The organism is Aeoliella sp. (assembly GCF_965227375.1).
Classification (GTDB): Bacteria; Planctomycetota; Planctomycetia; order Pirellulales; family Lacipirellulaceae; genus Aeoliella.
In genome coordinates this window covers 2,734,790-2,756,304 of record NZ_CBDDFX010000001.1, presented here as the reverse complement: position 1 = coordinate 2,756,304, position 21,515 = coordinate 2,734,790, and the positions used below count along the sequence as shown (strand labels likewise).

Sequence of the window (21,515 nt, the reverse complement as noted above, 5' to 3'; positions counted from 1 at the left end):
TGTGGGCTGCCAAATTTCGCTCCTTGGGAGCTGCTTCTGGTCGAAGCTTCGAGAAATTCGTGTTCATCAGTGTCTAGGGGCAAGTTCCTACCCCCAAAAGTCAGCCTGTAACGGTTGTGACGGATTTTCTCTCAATTCCGGTCGCACCGATCGCCGATGGTATAGGCACCGGCCACTAGGTAGACCCAAACACCTCGGCGAGCCGGAACTGACCCGCACAAGACATCGATACATTCGGGGGGAACCATGCATCGCCGCTTTGCTATCGCCGCCTTCGTGGCCGCGATGCTGTTTGCCGGACTGTCGGCCCAAAAGGCCGAGGCCCAGCAGGCGTATGGGCGGGCTTGGGGGCACACGTACACGACCCAAGACTGGAACCGCTTTTACCACTACCCGTACGTTTACTATCCGCAGAACTACTGGGGCAGCGAGTACTACCGCAGCGCCGATAGTCTGTACCACCGCTATCCGCAGGAAATGCGGATTCCGGTCTACAACAAGCGTTGGCACAACTACTATCCGTCGCCACGCAAGTACCACATGGGACATCACTTCATTCTCGACGTCTTTTAGCCGCCGGGCCCCTGGGGCCCACCTCTGCTTCGGAGTCGATTCGGGGGGACTGACGCCGACGGCAGGCCGAAAGATCAAGCGAATGAGGGACCGTGAAAACCGCGGCGCCAGCCATCCGGCCGGCGTCGCGGTTTCGCTTATTTAGGGGTGAGAATCGGCGAGAACTGGGCTCGACGGCGAGATCTTCGCCAAATGGGCGGTTTTCGACTAGAATGGGCAATCTACGGCCCTTCCTTCCGCGGTGCTGCCCGGACCAGTACTCGCTCCCTCAATCCACAGCTTGCCCCCATGACGCTCTCTTTGCGCCCAGCCTGGCTGCTTGCTGGATTGCTCGCGTTCACCAGCAACGCACACGCTCAACACCAAACCGATAGCTTCTCACCGGTCTCGGTGGGCAGCGTGTTGCCGTATCAGGTGCAGCTCGCGGAAACCTCCCTCGGCACTGCCGAATTACCCACGCTGCAGTCCTACGCAGCCGCGGAACACGACGGCAAGTGGGTGCTGGTTGCTGGGCGGACCAACGGGCTGCATGGGTTTTCGCAAATCCCCACTGAAAACTTCCCGGAAGCCTACCGCTCGTACGACGTGTGGGTGGTTGATCCGGCGGCCGGGCAGTCGTGGCGAAGATCGCTCCACCCCGACGACAACGAGAATTCGGGCCTCACCGCCAACCAGGCGATTTCGATTGGCACCACCAACAATCAATTTGTGAAGCTGAATGACACGCTATATCTGACGGGTGGTTACTCGGGCGACGACACTATCGGAGCGCTAACCGCGTTGGACCTGCCGGGTATCGTCGACTGGGTGCAAAATGGCACCGGCATGGCGAGCAACCATATTCGCCAGGTGGAGGATCCCTACTTTCGCGTGACCGGCGGTGCGATGTACGAGTTGGACGGCAAGGTCCAACTGGTGTTCGGCCACGACTTCCCGGGCCGCTATCGTCCCGGCAAGAACGGCATTTACACCCAAAGCATCAAGAGTTTTGAAATCAACGACGACGGCACCACGCTGAGCTTCTCCAACGCCACCAGTACCACACCAGTCGACGAATACCGCCGCCGCGATCTGAACGTGTACCCGGTCCTCAGCCCTGATGGATTGGGCGGGCATACCGAAGGGCTCACCGCGCTGTCTGGCGTGTTCACCGAGTCCGATGGAGTGTGGACCGTGCCGGTGGAGATCGACGAGTACGGCGCCCCTTCGATGGCCGACCCCGAGCTGGCGGGCACCTTCAAGCAGTCGATGAACCAGTACCACTCGGCCAAGTTCGGTATGTACTCCGCCTCGACCGGCGCGATGCACGAGGTGCTGATGGGCGGCATCACCATCAACCAGTACGACTGGGGCACCGGCATGTTCGTGCAGGACAATGCCGCGCCGAACACCAGCCAGGTCACCTCGGTGGTGGTCGACGCCGATGGCAACTATTCGCAGCACCTATTGGGCGCGTTCCCGGTGATCCTCGACGAGCACGATTACTACTTGCGACTCGGCGCGAACGGCGAATTCTTCGTCGCGCACGGCATTCCGACGTTCGACAACGGGGTGATCGACTTCGACGAGCTTCCCGCCGGCGAGACGGTCATCGGCCACGTGTTCGGCGGACTGGCCGCCAATGCCGACCACATTCGCAACAACCCCGATCCTTACGCGGCCTCGATTGCTTCGGACATGGTGTTCGAGGTCACGGTGAGCATTCTCGAAGGCGACTTCAACCGCGATGGCTACGTGAACCTTGCCGATTACACGGTGTGGCGAAACACGCTCGGTGCGTCGGTCACTTATGGCACCCACGCCGACGCCAGCGGCAATGGCGTGGTGGACGCTGCGGACTATACAATTTGGAAGAGTAACTTTGGCCTGGCCAACACCCAGCCCGTCGCGTTGCCAGTTGCGGCACTGCAAGTGCCCGAGCCCGCCACGTGGCTGCTGTCCGCACTGTCGATCGTGTGCCTGGGTGCGTCACACCTTGCGCCCCGTCCAGCCATCTGCCGTGAGTAAACTCTCGCCCACCGACGCCCTATTTCGCTTTCGCCAAGAGCGGGCGAGTCAACTGGACGACCGGCTGTGCGTCTCGCTAGCCGGGGATAGCCCGGCGATGAAGCAAGTTCGCAACCAAATCGCCGCAGCCGCTGCGAGCGGCGCGAATGCGATGATCCGCGGCGGCGATGCCGCGCAACTGCTCGACATCGCCGAAGCGATCCACTTTCGCCGGCATTCCGATGGCGGCGGTGCTTTGTGGACCGTCGACACCGAAGACGCCCTGCCCAACGAACTCAGTCGCGTGCTGCAGGCAATGGAACGCAACCAGGAGCCCGGCACGTTGCTGGTGAACTCGGTCGATCACCTGCCCGCCGAGCAGCAGGTGGAACTCCTGAACGCGGCCGGGCGCGACGCGTGGTCGTCGCCAATTGTCGCCACGCAACCAGCGGCATCCGAGACTGAGTCGGTCGGCATCTCGGACGAACTGGCCGCGCTGCTCTCGACCATCGAGATCACCGTGCCGCCGCTAGCCGACCGCACCGAAGACATTCCGCCGCTGGTCGAGTTGCTGCTGGAAGAACTAAACCGCGAAGATAAGTCCAATGTTCAGATGGCGCCCGACGCGCTCGACCTGCTGATGATCTACCAATGGCCGGGCGAGTTGTCGGAACTTCGTCATGTGGTGGCTAAGGCGCACGCTCGCTGCCGCGGACAATTGATCACGCCGCAGCACTTGCCCCGCACGCTGCAGCACGCGGTGGAGCACGCCGGGGCGGAGGAAGATAGACCGCAGCCCATCGATCTCGACGACTACCTCAGCCGCGTGGAAGCCGCACTGGTTCAGCGAGCGCTGGAACTGGCCGGTGGCAACAAGGCCGAGGCCGCGCGACTCCTCGGCGTGTCGCGCCCGCGACTGTATCGCAAACTGGAACAAATGGGCCTAGTGGAGCCCGCGGTGCCGAAGGAGAAAGCACCAGTCGAAGAACCTGTTCCCGCGGAGAAGCCCACCCCGCGCGAAGTGTCCGACACGGATGAAGGAATCGAGTTCCTGCCCGTGGACGGAGAATAGTTGATTTCCCTCTCGCCATGCCCGTTCATCCACCCAGCCTCGCGTTCCCCTGGCCGCAGCCACATGAGTTGCGGGGGCCAGCGGTACGCATGGTGCTCCGCGACCCGGCGTGGATGGCCAGCGTGCGGCGAACGATCGATCTCTGGCGGACCACCCGACATCAACCGCTGCCGGTGGTGAAATTTACCGACCTCGCGGAGCTGGACGCCGCGGCGAGCGACCGGCGGTTGTTGGACATTGTGGAAGTCTCGAGCGGCGAACTGTCCAGGACCGCGGATTGGATTCGCCGCCGACGAGGCAAAAATCGGGTCGCCGCCCTGCTCTGCCGCCAGGCGTTCACGGCCCCCGAGGACCGCACGGCAGCCGCACAACTGCTGCGCGAGGCGGGTGCGGTCGCGGTAATCGCCACCCCGCAAGATGCCCAGCGGCTCGCGGAACTGCTTTGTTGGCTGTGCGAATGCTCGCCGGGCGTGGAAGATCCGCTGGACGAATTGCCGCTACCCTGCTGGGCCCCGCCTTGGCAACCGCGTCGCTGACCTCTACGGTTGAGGTAGCTCGCCGAGCCAAACCATCCGCCCCCATCGCAACCGTGGAGCATCACCATGGCGGGAGAACCCGTCCAAGAAGACGCCGTTTACCAGGCACTCTCCGACTTTAACGACCCCGAGACCGGCCGCAGCGTCGTCCGGATGGAGCAAGTCCAAGGCGTTGAGATCGGTACCAACAACGTCACCGTGCAGCTGGGCCTCACCAGTTGGGCTGGTCCCATTCGCGAGGTCGTACGGCAGGACTGCCTCACGCACCTTCGCGAGCGACTGCCGGCCGACGTGGCCGTGGAAGTCGAGATCGTGTCGCACGAGCGTCCCGCCGAGCGAATCGGGCAGATTGGATTGGCTGCCAAGAGCGTGATTGCCGTCGGGTCGGGCAAAGGCGGCGTCGGCAAAAGCACGGTGGCCGTGTCGCTGGCCTACGCCCTGCGCAACAGCGGAGCCAAAGTCGGCTTGATGGATGCCGATGTCTACGGTCCAAGTGTGCCCCACCTGGTCGGCGCCAACCAGCGACCTCACGTGGTCGAAAAACGCCTGCAGCCCATCGAGAAAGATGATCTGAAGATCATGAGCATGGGCTTCCTGGTCGCCGAAGGCGAAGCGGTGGTGTGGCGCGGGCCGATGCTGCACGGCGCGATCACGCAATTCCTGCGCGACACCGAGTGGGGCGACCTCGACTACCTGATCATCGACATGCCGCCGGGCACGGGCGACATCGCGCTGACCCTGTCGCAACTACTTCCGCTTTCCGGCGCGGTGGTGGTGTGCACTCCGCAGGACGTAGCGCTGTTGGACGCGGTCAAGGCGGTGGCCATGTTCCATAAGGTGAATATCCCCATGCTCGGCGTGGTGGAGAACATGAGCTACTTCCTCTGCCCCGACAACGGCAAGCGGTACGACATCTTCGGCTCGGGCGGCGCGCGCGATAAAGCGATTGAGTTGGGTGTTCCGTTCCTCGGCGAAGTGCCGATCAACATCGCCATCCGCGAACGGGGCGACGCGGGCGAGACCTCAGCCAACTTGACCGACGAAGAGACCAGCCGGTACTTCCAAGCGATTGCCGGGCAGATGGTGCACAGCATCGTTCGCAACAAGGCCAAGCAGCCGAGCAATTCGCTGCCGGTGCTGTAAGTCGGGACGGAGCAGAATTTCGGCGAGCCGGAAGCGTTAGCGCCCGGAGTAGTTCGCTGTAAGCGCAAAAAAGAGAGCCGCTCGGCCCGTCCGCGGATGCGTAGGGCCGTCGGCTCTTTCTCGTTACTACAAAAGGAACTGACCAGAAGAATTGTCAGTATCCTATTTCGATTTAGCGCTTCTTTTTCTTCGCGGTCTTCCGCTTGGCCTTCTTCTTGGTGGCCTTCTTCTTTTTGGTAGCCTTCTTCTTCTTTTTGGTGGCCTTCTTCTTCTTAGTGGCCTTCTTCTTCTTGGCTACCTTCTTCTTCTTCTTGGCGGCCTTCTTCTTCTTGGCGGCCTTCTTCTTCTTAGGCGCCTTCTTCTTCTTGGCAGCCTTCTTCTTGGTTGCCTTCTTCTTGGTCGCCTTCTTCTTCGCGGTCTTTTTCTTGACCCGCTTCTTCTTGGCCACAGTCAATCCTCCATTAACGGGAAGTGGCACGCCGGGAAGAGGTTGCCACTCGGTTGAACCCTCGTGGTTCGCTTCCCGGACCCGCCAGCGAAATAATCGACCGTCCTTCCGCGACGGTCTGTGGCAACTCGGTTTGGGATGCAAACAATCATGCGTTAACACAACGTTGCAACTTACGCCAAGTTACCATGTATCCTTAGTCGGTAGTTGTACGAAATCTTTCGCTTTATGCAACACGTCTTCAACACTTTTTTTGTGTCCAAACCCTTCGGCAAGGTCCACATCCACTGCGCGCCACCTTCATTCCGAAGCGCGATCGGGCGTGGTACGCAACTTCGAGGTGCATCTTCATGCGGTTGCTGCAGCGCGGGTGCGCGATGTTAGTAAATGGCCACTCGAGAACCATCGACGAGTGTTAACGAGGGTTGCGTGCGCGTTTGATGCATGCCCAACAACCATCGCTCCTGCGGACGAGCGGTGTTCAGTAGATAGCGGTTTTTGCAGGGAAAAACGCACTTTTCTTCATCACCGCCTGGCTCTTGCCAAGCATCGACGACCGCTTGCCACGCCGCGCGCCGACAACTTCGACGAATGTGTATCGGATCGATGCCATACCAGCTACTTGGCATCTGCAAGTGTTTACATCCATGCCGATTTGCCACTTCAATCAACCCTTCGTTGGTTCGCTGCGCATGGTCACAAGCCGTTTTCAAAGTGAGACGAGACGGTGGAAAAAAAATTGTGCGAAAAATTTGAAAGCGGACGTTCGAAGTCGCCAGAATTGATTCAATAGGCAGTTCGGTCACCACGATTTGCGCTTCGAGTTGTTCAAGGCGCGCGATGCACTCCGTAGCCCAATCGACCAGTTGTTGTGCACCTGCGCCATACAACAAATCGTTACCCACATCCGTTACCAATGCGAAAGTAGGTAAACTTGGGCGTTTTCGCACATCCTCCCACAAGCCACACGGAAGGATACCTGGCAGCTTGCGCCAAGGGATAGAAGACTTCCAGTTGTACGACCTTCCGAAGCCGTGCGCAACGAACACTTCCACCGGGCCACCTAGCCGCGCAAGCGCCGCGCGAAGCAGTGTCGACAACCCCAAACGAAGGTTGCTCGCCCCCAATAGCACCAAACGAGCGACAGGTTCGGTAGGAGCTCTACTGACAGATGTGGTCTTCACCATCCGTATCCCGGGCCACCGGTATACCGTTGCAGCGTGCGATAGTTGTTGTAAGCCAGGAAGCCAAACAAGATCGCCAGGTAGATGTCCTTAGTAATGATCACGCTCACCACCGCCATCCCCACTGCCACGCCGAACGAGATCTTGAGCGACAGCTCAATACCGTCCTGAGGGTCGCGAGGGCCTAGAGTAAGCACTTCGCGAGCGATTCGACCTCCGTCGAGCGGATAAACCGGCAGCAGATTCATCAGCCCCCAGAAAATGTTCACCCACAGGAGCATTTTCACAATGATGTTTAACGCCTCGAGGTTGAACCTCTGGAAGTACAAAGTGCCAATCACCAGCCACGTCCCGCTGAGTTGCTTCTGGTCCTGAAGTTCCATCGTTTGTGGATCGGCATAGCCCCAACGCGGTACGAAATCTGTGTACTGAGTCATCACCAAGATCGCGAGCACAATCACAGCGAACAGAAACCCAGCCACCGGTCCCGCGAGCGAGATGAGAATCTGGCTGCGCGGCGAGCGGTCGCAGTCGTCGCAAATTGCCAAACCGCCCAAGCCCCACAGCACAATGCGGGGCCAGCCACCGTATTTGCGCTGCAGCACGGCGTGCCCTAGTTCGTGCACCAGAATCGATACAAACACTACGCCTACGGTCAACAACGAGGCGATCGGCTCGCCGCCAAAAGAGTTGAGCCCAATCACCAGCGCGATCAGCCAAAACAACGGATGAACACGCACGGGAAAACCGGCGATGCGAAAGTGGACGTCGGCCTGGGTAGGTGCGGGTTCGCCGAGCATGGGTGGATCAAAGTGGGCAGGAGGTTAGGATTGTCCCCTCTCCCGGTCCCTCACCTTGGGAGAGGGACCGGGAGAGGGGACTTAGAACATTCTACGCTGCGCGTCTTTGCTTGCTCAACTCAGCGGTAATATAGTCGGCCGCACGCTGCGATGCGCCGCCCAGAGCTACGCGGTCGCGCAGGTCGCTCATGCGGCTCTCGAGCGATGCCCGCTTCGCATCGTCGGTAAGCCACTCGACTACGTGGCCCGCGAGGTCGGCAGTGCGGTCCTCGCAGGTCAGGTACTCGGGCATCAGCACGTGGGCGTCTTCGGGGCTCTCCGGGTCGTATACCGCGGGGGTTTCGGGAAACAAGTCGTCGGTTGTCAGCAAGTTCACAAGCGTGATGTACCGCACCTTGCGGAATCGCCGCTGCACCGCGTAAGCCAAACGGGATATGCGATACAGGATCACACTCGGCTTGGTGTGGTACAGCAACTCGAGCGAAACCGAGCCCGATACGGCCATGGTGGCCGTAGCGGCTTCGATCAATTCAGGCGTGCGGCCGACGTGTACCTCGGCGTCCAGGCCGCAGTCGGCCACCATCTGGCGCGCCATCTCTGCTTGGCTCTCCTTGAACGCGGCAATCGCAAATCGGGCTTCGGTCACCTGCTGGCGGACTAGTCGGGCGGCCTTCAGCATGTCGCGAAGGTTGCTCTTCACTTCCTGGGTTCGCGAACCTGGCAGAATGGCGACCAGAGGACGGTCGGACGTTTGCTGCGCGGCGACAAACTCACCATCGAGCTTGCGTTCCCGCAACTCGTCGAAGTAGGGATGGCCCACGTAGGTGGCGTTCACGTCGCGGTCGCGGAACCAGGTCTCCTCAAACGGCAATTTGCAGAGCGCGTGGTCAACACTCGCGCGCATCTTCTTGATCCGCCACGGCGCCCAACCCCAAAGCTGAGGGGTGCCGTAATAGAACACCGGAATGCCCCGCTCGTGCGCCTTGCGGGCCACGTGCCAGTTGAAGCCGGGATAATCGATCAGCACCACTGCGTCGGGCCGCTCGCGCTCGAAGTACTCGTCGGCCTGTCGCAGGTAACCGAAGAACTTGGGCAAGTGCAGCAGCACGCGGCCAAACCACATGATGGCTAGTTGCGTCAGATCCTGGTGCAACTCGCACCCGGCAGCGGCCATTCGCGGGCCACCAAAGCCAACGCACTCGACGTCGGGCCGACGCTCGGCAAGCGCTCGGATGAGGTTCGCACCGTGCAGATCGCCGCTCGGTTCGCCAACAGAGAAGAAGATTTTCATCGAAGTCACGCGGGGGAGAATATCGTCGAGCCGGCGTTGCATGCAGCCGGAATCCGCGGAGTATCCCAGAATTGTCAAACTGGGCAAACCGCAATTCAACGCGACTATTTCAGGGCTTCCTCGACAATGCTCGACTCGCCGTGGCGAGGTTCGGCGATGCGGAATGTCTGCCACAGAGCGGCCAGCACCATGAGGAAGCCGAGCACGAACACTGGCAGGTACCCCGCCCACTTGGCCAGCAGGCCCACCAGCGGCGCGCCGACCATCACAGGCAGAGCCATGCACAGGCCGATGGCGCTGATGTACTTCGGATGGTCGTGCCGATGCGCGATTTCCAGTGCGTAGTTGGTGAGCAATCGCAACGTGACCGGCGAAAACCCCAGCGGTACGAAGATCAGCCAGGCGTAGCTTTCGCGTAGCCAATCGGCGCCCAGCACCGCAGCTACTGCCAAGAGCGGCGACAGTGCGCCGCCCGCCACGGTGAGGTGCAGCGCGGCTCGATTGCCGTACCGATCGGCCAGCGGCCCGACCACCAGGCTCAACGCGGCCGTGCCGGCGTTCTGCACGCACACCCATAGGGTCATCCGGCGCAGGTCGAAGTCGGCGGCATTGGTCACGGCCGAAACGTAATGCGGAAACAGCATGAAGGACGTGCTGAACAGCACCGTCAGCAGCGCCAAGGCGCGGGCGTTTACGTCGTGCTCGATCACTTGCCACGCGTGATGAAAATAACGCCACACTGGCGAACGAGACTGCTTGAAGTCGTCGGGCGCTTCCCGGAGCGGCAACGTCACCAGCCCCGAAGCGGCAAACAACGCTGCCGAGCAGCCAAACAGCGCTGCAAAGCCTTGCTCTTGGTTCGACAGCCAATCGGGCATCCACGCAATCGCGGCGACAATCGCGATCGGCGCGCCCACGAGCACGCTGGCAGAGAACAGCCGACCGCGAAGTTGAATTCGCACCAACTTGCCCTGCAAGGCGTGGGCCGCGAGTTGGTTCATGCCAGTCAAGGCGAAGAACATCGCGTACAACACGAGGAACACCGCCGGCATCCACCAGCGAGGCCGACCACTGCTGTCCTGCCACCATCCGGTGCCGCACAACACCGCGAGCCCCGCGAACGGCACCGCCATCGACATGCTGCAGGCCGAGTACCACCACTTCTTGCGGCGGGCGATCTTCAGTGTCCGCGAAAACAACACCGGTGGAATGCTCAAACCTAGCCGACTGAGCACCATCAACAGCGCCTGCAATACCGGCCCCCCTCCGATCACGCGCATGAAGACCGGCATCACGATGCTCTCGGTCTTGAAGATCCAGCCCACTCGCAGCAGGATCTGGTGCAGGGCCAAGAGTAGGAAGTTCACTGCCTCGTCGCGCCGTTCCCGCGGATCGGCCTTCATCGGCGATGCGTAAGGCTCGACGTCGATCGGCAGTTCGTCGGTGTAACGCAAGGCGCGTGGCGGGGGTTGGGGAAGGGATTAAACCATCACTTGGTCGCGCGTTGCTCCAGGAGCATTCGCAGGTAGCTTCGGGGCTCGGCGTTGCCGAGGCCCAACTCTTGCGCCAGCTCGAGCACCGCCTGTTGCGCCTGTTCGGCTTGCGACTGGTCGGCGACGATTTCGATTTCGGCAAACAGCCCGACGTCATCCACGTGGTCGATCGCCAGTTCCACCTCAAACTCGCCGGAAGTTAGCTTGAACCGGCGACGATGCTTGCTGACAACCGCCACTTCGCGAAAGCCGAGCGCGTCGAACAAGGCGGGCCACGACTCGGGCGTGGCGAGTGGTAGTTCGATTTCCTGACGGGTCTTCACCACGGTCTTGTGCTTGGGGCCTTTGTAAGTCACCACGGCCCCATCGCCGGTGCGGCGGATGCGGAGCGCTTCGTCGGTAGTGCGAAAGTCGCGCGCGGGGTGGTTGTAATACGTGTCGCGCTGTTCGACCGGCTCGAGTTCCTCGGCCGAGAGCTTCGCAACCCGCGCGAGTAAGTCGTCCGCACTGTCGATTCGAAACTTTTGTTCGATTTCAAGCTGCATCGAAAACCTCTACATCAAGACACACCGCTAGCCGGACCGCCACGCGGTCCGCGACTCGCTGCAATGTCCGCGTGCACTAGTGCTTTGTCAAACGAATCTTTTCGGCTTGACGAGATACTAGTCGCGCAGGTACGTCGCTTCGGTGTACGTCGTGCTGGAGTCGACTCGTTTGGCGACCTCCCCAGCGTCGACTCCCCACACGGGGTCGATCTCCACGGCCACACCCTCTTCGACTTTGGCGCCGGCCTCGGTGAGCCACTCGCAATGCTGATCGACCATGAACCGCTGCACGTACTCCGGTGTGTCTTTCGGTGCTCCGGGGGCGTTCTTCAGGGGAGCGAAGCACTCTTGTTCGGTGTACTCCACCACGATCGGTCGCGCGGCTTGCGGCAGCAGGTCGAAGATGAATCGTTCGAACTTCAGCGCGTTCGGCTCGGTCGGTTCGACCAGATTGCCATTGGCGTCGAGGTGCGGCACTTTCTTATGGGCCACATGGAACGGCAGCGCGTCTTTGAACGACAGCATCCGCTCGAGGAACGCCACGTCGAACACGTGAATCGCAATGCTGCCGGCCCAGAACCGTAGCGATCCGTCGTCGTTGCGCACTTGAGCCACGTCGTCGGGAAAATCGCTGTACTCGATCACGTGCAGCCGGTCGCCTAGCATCACAAAGTTGCCAAGTTTCTCTTCGGGTGTCTCCTTGGCCACAGCGATGCTGGTGAGTTCCGACTTGCTCAGCAGGTGATAGCCGATCAGCTCCGCGTCGCACATCGGTACGATCGGATTGTCGACCTGGAAGTAGAACAACTGTTCGACGCCGCGCGACTTCATGTGCTTAATGGCGCCGCTATTCTCCAGGGCCGCTACGGTGCCGCCATGGCCATCGGGGCTCAAGAACAACTGATGCTTGTCGGCCAGCAGCAGTTTACCGGTCTTGTCGTCGACCGCGGGCATCGTGCCTTGGCAGAAGATCATCAGGTCTTCCTCCGGCAGACCAAACCGGTTGTGGTCGGCCAGGAAGGCAATGGTCTCGTCGTGCGTCACCGGGCTGGTCATCAAATAGACCGGCACGCTCTTGCCGTACTTCTTGGCCAAGCCGACCGCTTTACGGAGGTGGATCTCAAACAGCGACGCGCCCGACACCGGGCCGATGGGATACATGCCCTTGGGATGCTCGAACCCGAGTCGACTCCCCTGCCCTCCCGCCACCAGCAGGATACCCAACTTGCCATCGGCCATGGCCGCCGCGCCGGTCTGCTTTGCCTCGTCGGGCTTGAGCCCCAGCGTCGAAGTGCCCTCGCCACGGCGGTCGGCCAGTCGCATGGCCGGCGGCGGTGTCGCCCGCCGCGCTTCGGCCGCCCAATCGGGTTGATCCACGTCGCCCTGGAATAGCCCGGCAATGAGATGGAGGTCCACCGACTCGAGTTGCGTGCGGAGTTCGGCTTGCTGGTCGGCGGAGAGCGAGTCCCAGAAGGCGAGCAGGTGCTCTTGGCCGGCGGACGCTAAGCTCTTTGCAAGTTCTTGTGGAGGCAGAGGCATGGTTTAAAGTAAATCAAAGGCAATGGTCGGGGGAGGCTTCGCCTTCGATTATCAACGCTGCCCCGCGATGTGCCTAGGTGCTTCCCAGAGCCGAACGTTTACTGGCTTGCCGCTTTTTCCGCGCCGCGGAATGCTCGCATCAGATTGCCGCCCAGGATCAGCCGGATGTCGTCGTCCGAGTAACCGCGATCAAGCAGGCCCTGCGTGATGTAGGGGTAGGTGCTGACGTCTTCGAGCTGGACCGGTAGCGCCGTCACTCCGTCGAAGTCGGAGCCGATGCCAACGTGCTCGACGCCGGCCGTTTTGGCGATGTGGTCGATGTGGTCGAGCAAGTGGTGGATCGTGCCACGGGGCGTGGGGTTCTCGACGCGCCAACGCTTGACCTGCGCCTTCGCTTTGTCTTCGTCCATGGTTTCCATCAACTTGCGCCTCATCGCCATTCCCTGCTCGTTGACCTCCACCGCTTCGGGCACAAGGAATCCGGAGTAGAAGTTCACCATCACCACGCCGCCATTGTCCGGCAGGCGTTTCAGCACATCGTCGGGGACGTTTCGCTTCGCGGAGGCCACGCTGCGGGCGGAGGAATGCGAGAAGATCACCGGCGCGCGCGTCACGTCCAACGCGTCGTGCATCGTGGCGGCCGAAACGTGCGACAGGTCGACCATCATGCCCAGGTCGTTCATCGTCTTGACGACCTCGACACCAAACTCGTTGAGGCCGTCGCTCTTCGAGTCGTCGGTGGCCGAGTCGGCCCAACTCAACGTGTCGCTGTGGGTGAGTGTCATGTACCGTGCACCCAAGTCGTACAGGTTCTTCAGGTTCGACATCGACTCTTCGATGCAGTGCCCTCCTTCCACGCCGATCAACGACGCGATGCGTCCCTCGCCATAGATGCGGTCGATGTCGTCGGTGGTGAGCGCCAGTTCGAAATCGTTGGGATAGCGGGCGATGATTGCTTTGACCAGTTTGATTTGTTCAATCGTGTCGCCCAGCGCGGTGCCGCGATAGCCGGAACTGACCGGCACGTAGACGCTCCAGAACTGCGCTCCCACGCCCCCTTCGCGCAAGCGCGGGATGTCGGTGTGAAGCTTGGGCTGGTGCTGAGAAATGTCGACGTTCGCCAGGCTGCTGGAAAAGTTGTCGCGGATCTCCCAGGGCAAGTCGTTGTGGCCATCGACCAGCAGGCATTCGCGGTGCAGCTTCTTGGCCTGCTCGGTGAGCACGATGGGCTTTCCATAATTCATGGTCGCGTCCTTGGTAGTCTCGTCGGCCCACGCCTTAAATGTGCACAACAGAACCACCAGGGCGACGCTGCACACCATTCGACTACGCAGGATAGGTCGGGTATTCATGGACATGGGACAAAGCGGTCCTGTGGCGGGAGGCAAGTGGCGGGGGGTGGCGGCAAGCGCCGTTCATCGGCACTATCGTAGTGTGTCGCTACGACGGGCGAAAGCAAATTAGCCGCAGCACGACGCAGAAATTGCGCAGACGACGGTCTCGGCGGCTATAATCGGCGGAGATTTGGCTGTCTCATCTCCTTCGTGCAGGTCGATCATGACCCAACCTCTCTCGCGCATCCTCCGCAAGTGGTTCGCCTGGTTGATGGCGTTGGTGTTGGTCATGTCGTTGGCCACGTGGTTCTTCATGCGCGACACGCTGCCGCCGGTGATTCGCATCGGCACGGCGGTCGAAGGCGGCCTGTACTACGAAGAAGGGCTGAGCGTGCAAGAGGCCCTCGATCGCCGCACCAGCCATCCCACGCTGGTCGTAGAGACTTCCGGATCGCAAGACAACTGCGACCGCCTGCGAGCTGGTGAAATCGACGTGGCGATTGTGCAAGGCGGTTCGGTGTCGCTCGACGGATTGGCCATCGTCACTCCGCTGCACCACGACGTGGTGCACGTGGTAGTGCGTAACGAACTGCTGCACGCAGGCCCGCCCGAGGATCGAGTCACTTCGATCGCCGACCTGGCCGGCAAGCAAATCTCGATCGGCCTGGAGGGATCGGGCATGGAGAAGAGCGCTCGCGACATCCTGGCGCACTACAATCTGCTCGGCAAGTCGACGCTCCGCGAAGTGCACTTCACCGATTTGCAGACCGACGACTCGCTCGATGCGGCCGTGGTCACCACAGGCGTGGAGAACGGCGACTTGCGGAAGGTGCTCTCCAGCGGCGAGTTTGGTCTCTTGTCCGTCGACTCCGCAGCACTTGCGCGGCGGTATCGCCATTTCGACGCTTACGAGGTTCCCAAGAACATGTGGCCGCCGGCGCCAGACCGGGCTGTCTCCTCGGTGGCCACCTCGGCGCTGGTTGTGGTGCGCGACGATGCCTCCGACAAGCTCGTAAGGCTGCTACTGGATTCGTTGTTCGAAGACAACCTGATGAGTCACTTCTCCACGGTGTTCGCACCACAGGAAGCTCGCGACCTGGCCCCGGCGCGACTGCACCCGGTGACCCGTCGGTACCATGATCCGTTCGGCCAATACGGGGTGATGCACACCGTTCTCGAAGGCCTGGCGGCTGGCAAGGAATTGTTGTTCGCGCTGGGTGCAGCGGTGTACCTGGCGTGGGATCGCTGGCGGCGACTCAAAGAAAAAGAGAACCAGCAACAGATTCGGCGGCAGAAGGAACGACTCGACGCGTTCCTGGAGCAAACGCTGGCCATCGAACGCAAGCAGATGACCGAGGACGACGTCGACCAGCTCAAGCGGTTGCTGGATGAGGTGACCGACATCAAGCTCCGCGCGCTGACGAACCTGACGCACGAAGACCTCCGCGGCGACCGCACTTTCTCCATCTTTCTGATGCAGTGCGCGAACCTGATTAGTAAAATCCAGCGAAAGATCGGCAGCACCAAGTCGGGCAAGTAGCGCCGATCGGCGTTCGCGTGGCCCCCGGTGTCTGGTGTTGAGCTTTTTAGCCGTTGGCCAGCATCGCGGCCACTGACTACAACTTCGGGCCGCTCCGCATCTACGGCTTGCGCGGCGATTTTTCGTGCGCCGTGGGTGGCTTACAATTCGTTCCACGCCAATTCAAGCGACGACGCGACGGATTCTTGTTCGTTTTCGCGTGACTCCGTTTGCACTCCAGTCGCGGTGGCCTTCCGACTCAGGGGTTGGACCAACTCGCGGCGTAGCAGCAGGTCTTGCGACTGTGCGTCGCCAGCGTCTCCCTCGGTGCTGCTGGATACGGATTTCGAGCTATCGGTGCTTTCCGCTGACGGTGTGAGGTACATGGCAAACGCCGCGTCGGTGGCCAAGTCGCTCGGCTCGGCAGCCGCTGCGCTCGATATGGCAGCCGCCAACGGAGCCTCGACCGCGGCCGGCAAGCTCTGGCCGAAGTGGTCCTTCCACACCTGCTGGTCGCCGACGTTGACGAGCCCGTCCCCGTCGCCATCGGCCCCTTCGTAGGCGGCGACGCTCGCGCCCAGATTGTTTCGCCACACGGTGTAGTCGGCCAGGTTCACCGTGCCATCCTGGTTATAGTCGCCAGGTAGTGCGGGGCCAGTCGCTTGTTCGTCGACCCACAAGAACAGCGAACCAGCGTCGGTGAATTCTTGCTCGTCCAAGGGCGAGCCGATCCACAACTCGTTGCCGTTGAAGTCGACGATGCCCAGCTGTTCCGCTGAGAAACCTGAAGATTCAGACGCGGTATCCACAATCTTGCGGTCGAATTGCCAGCCACCCGTTTCGTCGTAGCGATACAAGTTGACCGCGCCGGCGCCAGGGTTCTGCTCATCGTCCACCTGGTCGCCAATCGCGAGTAAGTCGCCCGAGAGGGCGAGGCTGCTGTTGTTGTACACGTCGGTCGCCATGGTCCATTGCTGCTCGACAGTCCACGTAGTGTGATCGGTGGTGGAGTAGACCGCGAGCTCGTTTTGGCCGACGTCGGCCACCAGTCGGCCGTTGTCGTAGTCGAACGAATAGCCGATGCCCCATGTGTTCCCGACCGCCGGCAGGATCTGGCTCAAATGTGTCCAGCCAGAGCCGTTCCACTGATAAACCTCGATGTTGCCGGGATAGGTGTCGACGCCGACTGTGGTCTGCGTGTAGGGCTGGCTGACAAACAAGTAGTCGCCATCGAGTTGAAGAGAACCATAGGAGAGATCCGGCAGCCCAGTGACGGTGGCCGTGGTGGTCTCGCTCCACACGCCGGCTCCGTCGCGTTCGAATGTTCGCGCTTCGCCACCGAAACTTCCGTCGTCGACGTACACTACCGCTCGGTCGCCATCGATGTCGACTGAACCATAGAAATTGCCGAAGTCGAACGACTCGGCAGCGAGCCAAGTACCGTCGCCCTGCCGATTGTAGAAGTTCAGCGTGGTGAAATACTCAAAGCTCAGCGAGTCGTAGTAGTACGTGGTGACTGCTGCAGCCGAATCAGTGGACGCCACGTCGATAAACGTATCGAAAGGGTCGAGGGAGAGATCGAATTGGGCTGCTTCGCTCCAGACACCCGCTTCGCGGTTCCACAGTGTCACCGATGGCGCCAGCGTTGAGCCGCTTGCTTGGGCTGCAACCCCGCTGTCGCCTTCGAAGTCGAAGTGAGTCCCCAGTCCGCCGCTCGGGCGCTGGTTGGAAGCCGCAAATAGCATCATCTCACCCACGCGAGCACCGTTGCCCGTAGGCGCGTTGAGCAACGCTGTGCCATTGTCGAACACCAAGTCGACTGCACCGTCGTTGTTGATGTCGGCGGCGGTGGGATCGCTGAACACCGTGCTATAGCTGTACGTGCTATGGTACGTCAAACCTCCCAAGCCGTCGTTCTCGTAGAAGTAGGTTCCCGACACACCTGACTGCGGAGTGTACATCATGGCCAAGTCGAGGTCGCCGTCGGAGTCGAAGTCGATTACCTCCGAACCGTAGAAGACATTGGGGCTGAAGTCCTCAAATGCGATTTGCTCGGGCCATCCGATGCCGGTTGGGGTGACAAAGTCGCCAGCAGGCGCAAGTGCCACGGCAACCCGGTCGACGGTTCTCACCACCAGGTCGTCCCGCCCATCCGCATTCAGATCGGCAACATCGATCTCCAAGATGTCATAGCCAAAGGAACCAGCGGTCGGCAGCAGCGCGGGCGAAGCGAACGAGTGAACGGTCACCCCGTCGGCCGGCGGATTGCGGATAGGGTTGAGCCACATCCAAATATCGCGCAACACGTCGATGTCGCCGTCGCCATCGAAGTCGCCCGTGACGATTCCACTGGTTTCAGAGCCAGACCAAAAGAATCCGTCCGGCGTGACAATAGGGTCCTCGGCTTGGCCGTCCCGTTCAAAGTTGGCCAGCGTGGCAGCACTCGACCATGGACTGTAAAACTGCTCGAGTTCTCCATCGAGGTCGAAGTCGGCATATGCCGAAGCGTCGGCGCTAAAATAGTCCCACCCAAATGGTTCCAGCACACCATCGCCGTTGATATCGGCAAGGTCCACAAGGTCGGGAGCATCTGAGTTCCACTCGATGACCGGCTCCCAAGTCCAACTCGCGCCTTCCTGGAGCGCGTAATGCGTCGAATCAAGCACATCAAGCACGCCATCGCGATTTAGATCGCCAATGTTTGTTGGGGTGAGGCCAAAGTCGTCCGAAACGCGTGTCCGCACCCAGTTGCCCGTGCCGGCGGTCACGTTGCCGAGCTGCGTATAGATCTCCGGTTGATAAATCGGGTTGCTGCGAGCGCTCCACACGCCCGGCTTGTTCACCTCGTCGCGATCGGCTGGCAGGATGAGCGTGAGCTCCTCGCCTGGGAACGGAGCGTGCAACAGCGGCACGGTGACCGTCGGGCCGACGACCGTGAAGTTGGCCGTATCGTCGTTTACCAGTCCCGATTGGCTGCCCATGATCCTGACCGAACCGTGGGTCACCGTGCTGCCATCGATCGGGTCGGTGAACGTCAGCACGACTTCTTCGCTGGTGTACACAACGTCGAGCAAGCGAATCATCACTCGCACTTCAAAAGACGCAACGGTCACGCCCCCATCGTCGTCCGTGACGGTGACCGTTACGTCGTATCGCCCATCCTCGGCGTACGTGTGACTCGCGTCGAAGCTGCCCTTGGTAAGCACCGATGGATCCTCGCCCACCGGCAGCGTGCCGACCGCGTCGACCGTTACGTCGCCTGTGTCGTTGGCGGTCGCATCGTCCCAGTCGATGATGTAGGTGAACGTCTCACTGGTGCCTTGGGCCGAGTCGTCGTAGCCCGGATCGGTGATAGTGATGAAGTTAGTCCACTCGCGCAGCAGCTGCGAGCCGGCAATGTGATCGCTGAACGAGAGTGTCGGTGCGACGTTCTCGACCGTGACCAGCATGGTATCCGTGGTGGAAGCAAAGTCGCCGTTGGCAGCTTCGGTCGCGGTGGCCGTGACGGTGAGCGTGAACGTCGCATTGTCGGGCGACTCGAGCGTAAGGCCATCAAGCTGGCTGGGGGTCAACAGCCAATCACCGGTTCCAGGGTCGAGGGTGCCTTGATTTAGCAATGTGCCGCTGGGCACACCTTCGACCCGAATCTCAAGCGACTCCGATCCATCAGTATCGACCAGTGACGAAGTGATTGGCAGCATGTGCACGGTGCCTTCGTCGCCCGTCAGATCGGCAACGGAAAAAGTGGGCACATCGGCCACAGGGGTAACATCGATATTCACCGTCAGCACCGACTGCTTGTCGCCATCGTCGGCAATGTACTGGAAGCTGTCGGAGCCCGAGTAGTGTTCGTTGGCTTGGTACGTAAACGAGCCATCGGGGTTGAAGTTGAAGCTACCGGCGTGCGCGGGCGGCGTTTGCACGCTAAGCGTCATGCCATCGCTATCGGGATCGGTGACGATCACGCTGGAATAAAGCAGTGTGTCTTCGTCGACTGTTTCCGACTGCGGCGCGGAGACTGGCTGTCGATTGCGACGCAGCACGACGTCGTTGCCGTCGCCACCGGTATAGGTGATGAAGAATCGCTTGCCATCGACGTCGAACGCTGCGCCTTCGGGTAGCCCGGCGAACGTGCCGACTACGGGGTCGGTGCCGTCGTTGTCGATGATGAAGAACTCTTGGCCGTCGGCGGGAGTGTAGCCGAGGTCGATGTTCAGATTGGCTCCGGCAACTTCGATAGTGCCATTGACGTCGAGTTGATCGTAGCCTGTGCCGGCGATAACTCCATCCAGCTCGATCTCCAAGGTACTACCCGGTTCATACCAGAGATTCCCTGATACGAATTTACCGGGGCTAGTGCCTGGCAAATGCAGTGCTCCCTGCTGAAAATTCAATTCTCCATCGACTCCAGAGGCTCCAAGAAATCCCGAACCGGAGGCTGAACCTCCAGGTCCAACGTCGACGGAAACACCGTTCTGCGCAAGAGGCGAGTGAATTTCCAGCGATCCCGCGTTCACTTCGATGTAAGAGTCATCCACCGTAGCAGTGTTCTCAAGTCTTGCCCGGACGTTGTCACCAATCTCAACAAACGGAAAACTTAGTTGCCCACCAAAGGTCAGAGTACTGCCGTCACCACCGCTGGATACGATTAGATCCTGGCCGGCTAAGTTTCCCAAGAACTCCACGCTTACGCCCGCTGGTATCTGCAGATCAAAGGGATCGACGCCAAAGTCGATGTCTTCAGGAATAATCCATATATTCGAGTTGCCGCTACCAGGCTCCCCGAGGTTGTACACGACCGATACATTGTCGATGGTTCCGTCCGCATCATTGCCGTCTGGACTGCGTGACTCGATGCCGACCGTCAGTCTCCGCGTCCCTGCGGGCACAGCAATGTTGTTCAATTCTTTGTAGATGAGTTTGGTAATGCCCTCGCGTTCAGCCGGTGATGGACCGTTCAACTCCGCGACCGCGATAACGTCATCCAACTCTTCACCCCGAAACCACAACGTCCCCTTTCCTGAATCGTTTTGATGGGCCCAACCACCAAGATAGGCCGAGAAATCGATGGTAACCGCACCGCTGTCGATCAGCCCCGCGGGAAAGTCGAAGGGCAATTCTTGCCCGATTGCACTAAGACTTTCATCATCGCCTCCGTACCAGAGATTGCGTCCTGATCCAGGGGGAAGGTTGTCCAATGATGGTACGTCCGTGCCACCATAGTTTCGGACTTCCATACCGCCAACAGACCCAAGCGTCCAATACTCGAATCCCTGTTCAGCGCCAGGGTTCCGCACCATGTTTACTCCAAAGGTTGCTTCATCTGGAGCAAGCGGAGTGACGGAACCAACACCTTCTCCGTAGATAGCGCGAATACCGTCGATATCGTCCTGGAAAAGGAAAGCTGAACCCGGCCCGCTGTAACGGTTACCGTAGCTGGGGTTCATGATCGCCGTGGCATTGCTTGGATCTTCATGGTCCAAACCGAGGGCGTGCCCGATCTCATGAACAGCGATTTCAATGATGTCGACTACGCCGCCGGGAGCTGTGTCGTCGAGAGTCCAAGTGTTGCCGTTGTCGAAATGGACGTCGCCGTGGAGACCAGTACCAAATGGAGTATAGGCGTGGGCCAGGACGTCGGAAGTGACCGTTGGGTCACCATCGATGAAATGGTGGCCAATACGAAGCTTCGGGCTAGTGGGCGCAGAGTACGACTCGTCGCTAGGTGGCGGGCCTGAGTCGACCCACTCGACGAAGTGCAGCGGAGCGTATGTTGCCCACAGGCCAAGCGCCTCCTCAATCGCGGCACGAAGTTGGGCATTGCTAAGTCCTCCGGGCAGTCCTCCGTCCAGCAGATTGCTGTAACTGTAGGACAAAGTTAGTGGGACTCCCTGACCGCCCGACTGTTCCCACTGTGAACCGCTTGTGACGAATGACGCGACCTCCGAAGGATCCCACACTTGGCCGACCGGAAGCTCCGTCATTGCATCCGGCAAGTGCTCACACGCGTTGAAATCGGAAGCCAGTAGCCAACGGGACTCCAACGACTCAA

Annotated in this window: 15 protein-coding genes; 6 read left to right on the top strand and 9 right to left on the bottom strand. The window is 60.5% G+C overall.

Going from position 1 to position 21,515, the window contains the following annotated elements; all coding sequences use genetic code 11:
• Positions 1-285 precede the first annotated feature (285 nt).
• The 5 genes from ACQK2L_RS11260 (at position 286) to ACQK2L_RS11240 (ending at position 5,310) form a co-directional block, all read left to right on the top strand.
• The gene (locus ACQK2L_RS11260) at positions 286-573 is read left to right on the top strand and encodes a calmodulin-binding protein (protein WP_425397435.1); all 288 of its coding nucleotides are present in this window, start codon (positions 286-288) and stop codon (positions 571-573) included.
• Between the two features lie 288 nt (positions 574-861).
• Positions 862-2,580, top strand: a complete 1,719-nt coding sequence (locus tag ACQK2L_RS11255) for a dockerin type I domain-containing protein (RefSeq protein WP_425397062.1) — start codon at positions 862-864, stop codon at positions 2,578-2,580.
• Positions 2,573-3,631: a helix-turn-helix domain-containing protein gene (locus ACQK2L_RS11250; protein ID WP_425397061.1), complete on the top strand. Its 1,059-nt coding sequence runs from the start codon at positions 2,573-2,575 to the stop codon at positions 3,629-3,631. Before ACQK2L_RS11255 ends, ACQK2L_RS11250 begins: the two co-directional genes overlap by 8 nt.
• 17 nt (positions 3,632-3,648) lie before the next feature.
• Positions 3,649-4,167, top strand: coding sequence for a hypothetical protein (locus ACQK2L_RS11245; protein ID WP_425397060.1), 519 nt, complete (start codon positions 3,649-3,651; stop codon positions 4,165-4,167).
• Between the two features lie 66 nt (positions 4,168-4,233).
• The gene (locus tag ACQK2L_RS11240) at positions 4,234-5,310 is read left to right on the top strand and encodes a P-loop NTPase (RefSeq protein ID WP_425397059.1); all 1,077 of its coding nucleotides are present in this window, start codon (positions 4,234-4,236) and stop codon (positions 5,308-5,310) included.
• 172 nt (positions 5,311-5,482) lie between these two features.
• Here the strand turns inward: ACQK2L_RS11240 and ACQK2L_RS11235 are convergent, their stop codons facing one another.
• From ACQK2L_RS11235 to ACQK2L_RS11200, 8 genes are all read right to left on the bottom strand, one after another.
• Positions 5,483-5,758, bottom strand: a complete 276-nt coding sequence (locus ACQK2L_RS11235; protein WP_425397058.1) for a hypothetical protein — start codon at positions 5,756-5,758, stop codon at positions 5,483-5,485.
• Positions 5,759-6,138: 380 nt separating this feature from the next.
• Positions 6,139-6,858, bottom strand: a complete 720-nt coding sequence (locus tag ACQK2L_RS11230) for a hypothetical protein (RefSeq protein ID WP_425397057.1) — start codon at positions 6,856-6,858, stop codon at positions 6,139-6,141.
• A gap of 80 nt (positions 6,859-6,938) precedes the next feature.
• On the bottom strand, positions 6,939-7,742 hold the full coding sequence (locus tag ACQK2L_RS11225; protein WP_425397056.1) for a site-2 protease family protein: 804 nt from the start codon (positions 7,740-7,742) through the stop codon (positions 6,939-6,941).
• 91 nt (positions 7,743-7,833) lie between these two features.
• The gene (gene lpxB, locus ACQK2L_RS11220) at positions 7,834-9,075 is read right to left on the bottom strand and encodes a lipid-A-disaccharide synthase (protein WP_425397055.1); all 1,242 of its coding nucleotides are present in this window, start codon (positions 9,073-9,075) and stop codon (positions 7,834-7,836) included.
• Positions 9,076-9,137: 62 nt separating this feature from the next.
• A complete protein-coding gene (locus ACQK2L_RS11215) occupies positions 9,138-10,487 on the bottom strand; it encodes an MFS transporter (RefSeq protein ID WP_425397054.1) in 1,350 nt (449 codons plus the stop codon).
• Positions 10,488-10,522: 35 nt separating this feature from the next.
• Positions 10,523-11,071, bottom strand: a complete 549-nt coding sequence (gene cyaB / locus ACQK2L_RS11210; RefSeq protein ID WP_425397053.1) for a class IV adenylate cyclase — start codon at positions 11,069-11,071, stop codon at positions 10,523-10,525.
• Between the two features lie 117 nt (positions 11,072-11,188).
• Positions 11,189-12,610 (bottom strand): UTP--glucose-1-phosphate uridylyltransferase, encoded by a 1,422-nt coding sequence (locus tag ACQK2L_RS11205; protein WP_425397052.1) that lies wholly within the window; start codon positions 12,608-12,610, stop codon positions 11,189-11,191.
• A gap of 98 nt (positions 12,611-12,708) precedes the next feature.
• Positions 12,709-13,968, bottom strand: a complete 1,260-nt coding sequence (locus tag ACQK2L_RS11200; protein ID WP_425397051.1) for a dipeptidase — start codon at positions 13,966-13,968, stop codon at positions 12,709-12,711.
• 199 nt (positions 13,969-14,167) lie between these two features.
• On the opposite strand from ACQK2L_RS11200, the gene ACQK2L_RS11195 reads away from it, so the two are divergent.
• Positions 14,168-15,484, top strand: a complete 1,317-nt coding sequence (locus ACQK2L_RS11195) for a TAXI family TRAP transporter solute-binding subunit (RefSeq protein ID WP_425397050.1) — start codon at positions 14,168-14,170, stop codon at positions 15,482-15,484.
• A 140-nt stretch (positions 15,485-15,624) separates the two neighbouring features.
• Here ACQK2L_RS11195 and ACQK2L_RS11190 read toward each other — a convergent pair whose 3' ends face one another.
• Positions 15,625-21,339: a matrixin family metalloprotease gene (locus ACQK2L_RS11190; RefSeq protein ID WP_425397049.1), complete on the bottom strand. Its 5,715-nt coding sequence runs from the start codon at positions 21,337-21,339 to the stop codon at positions 15,625-15,627.
• Between the last annotated feature and the right edge of the window lie 176 nt (positions 21,340-21,515).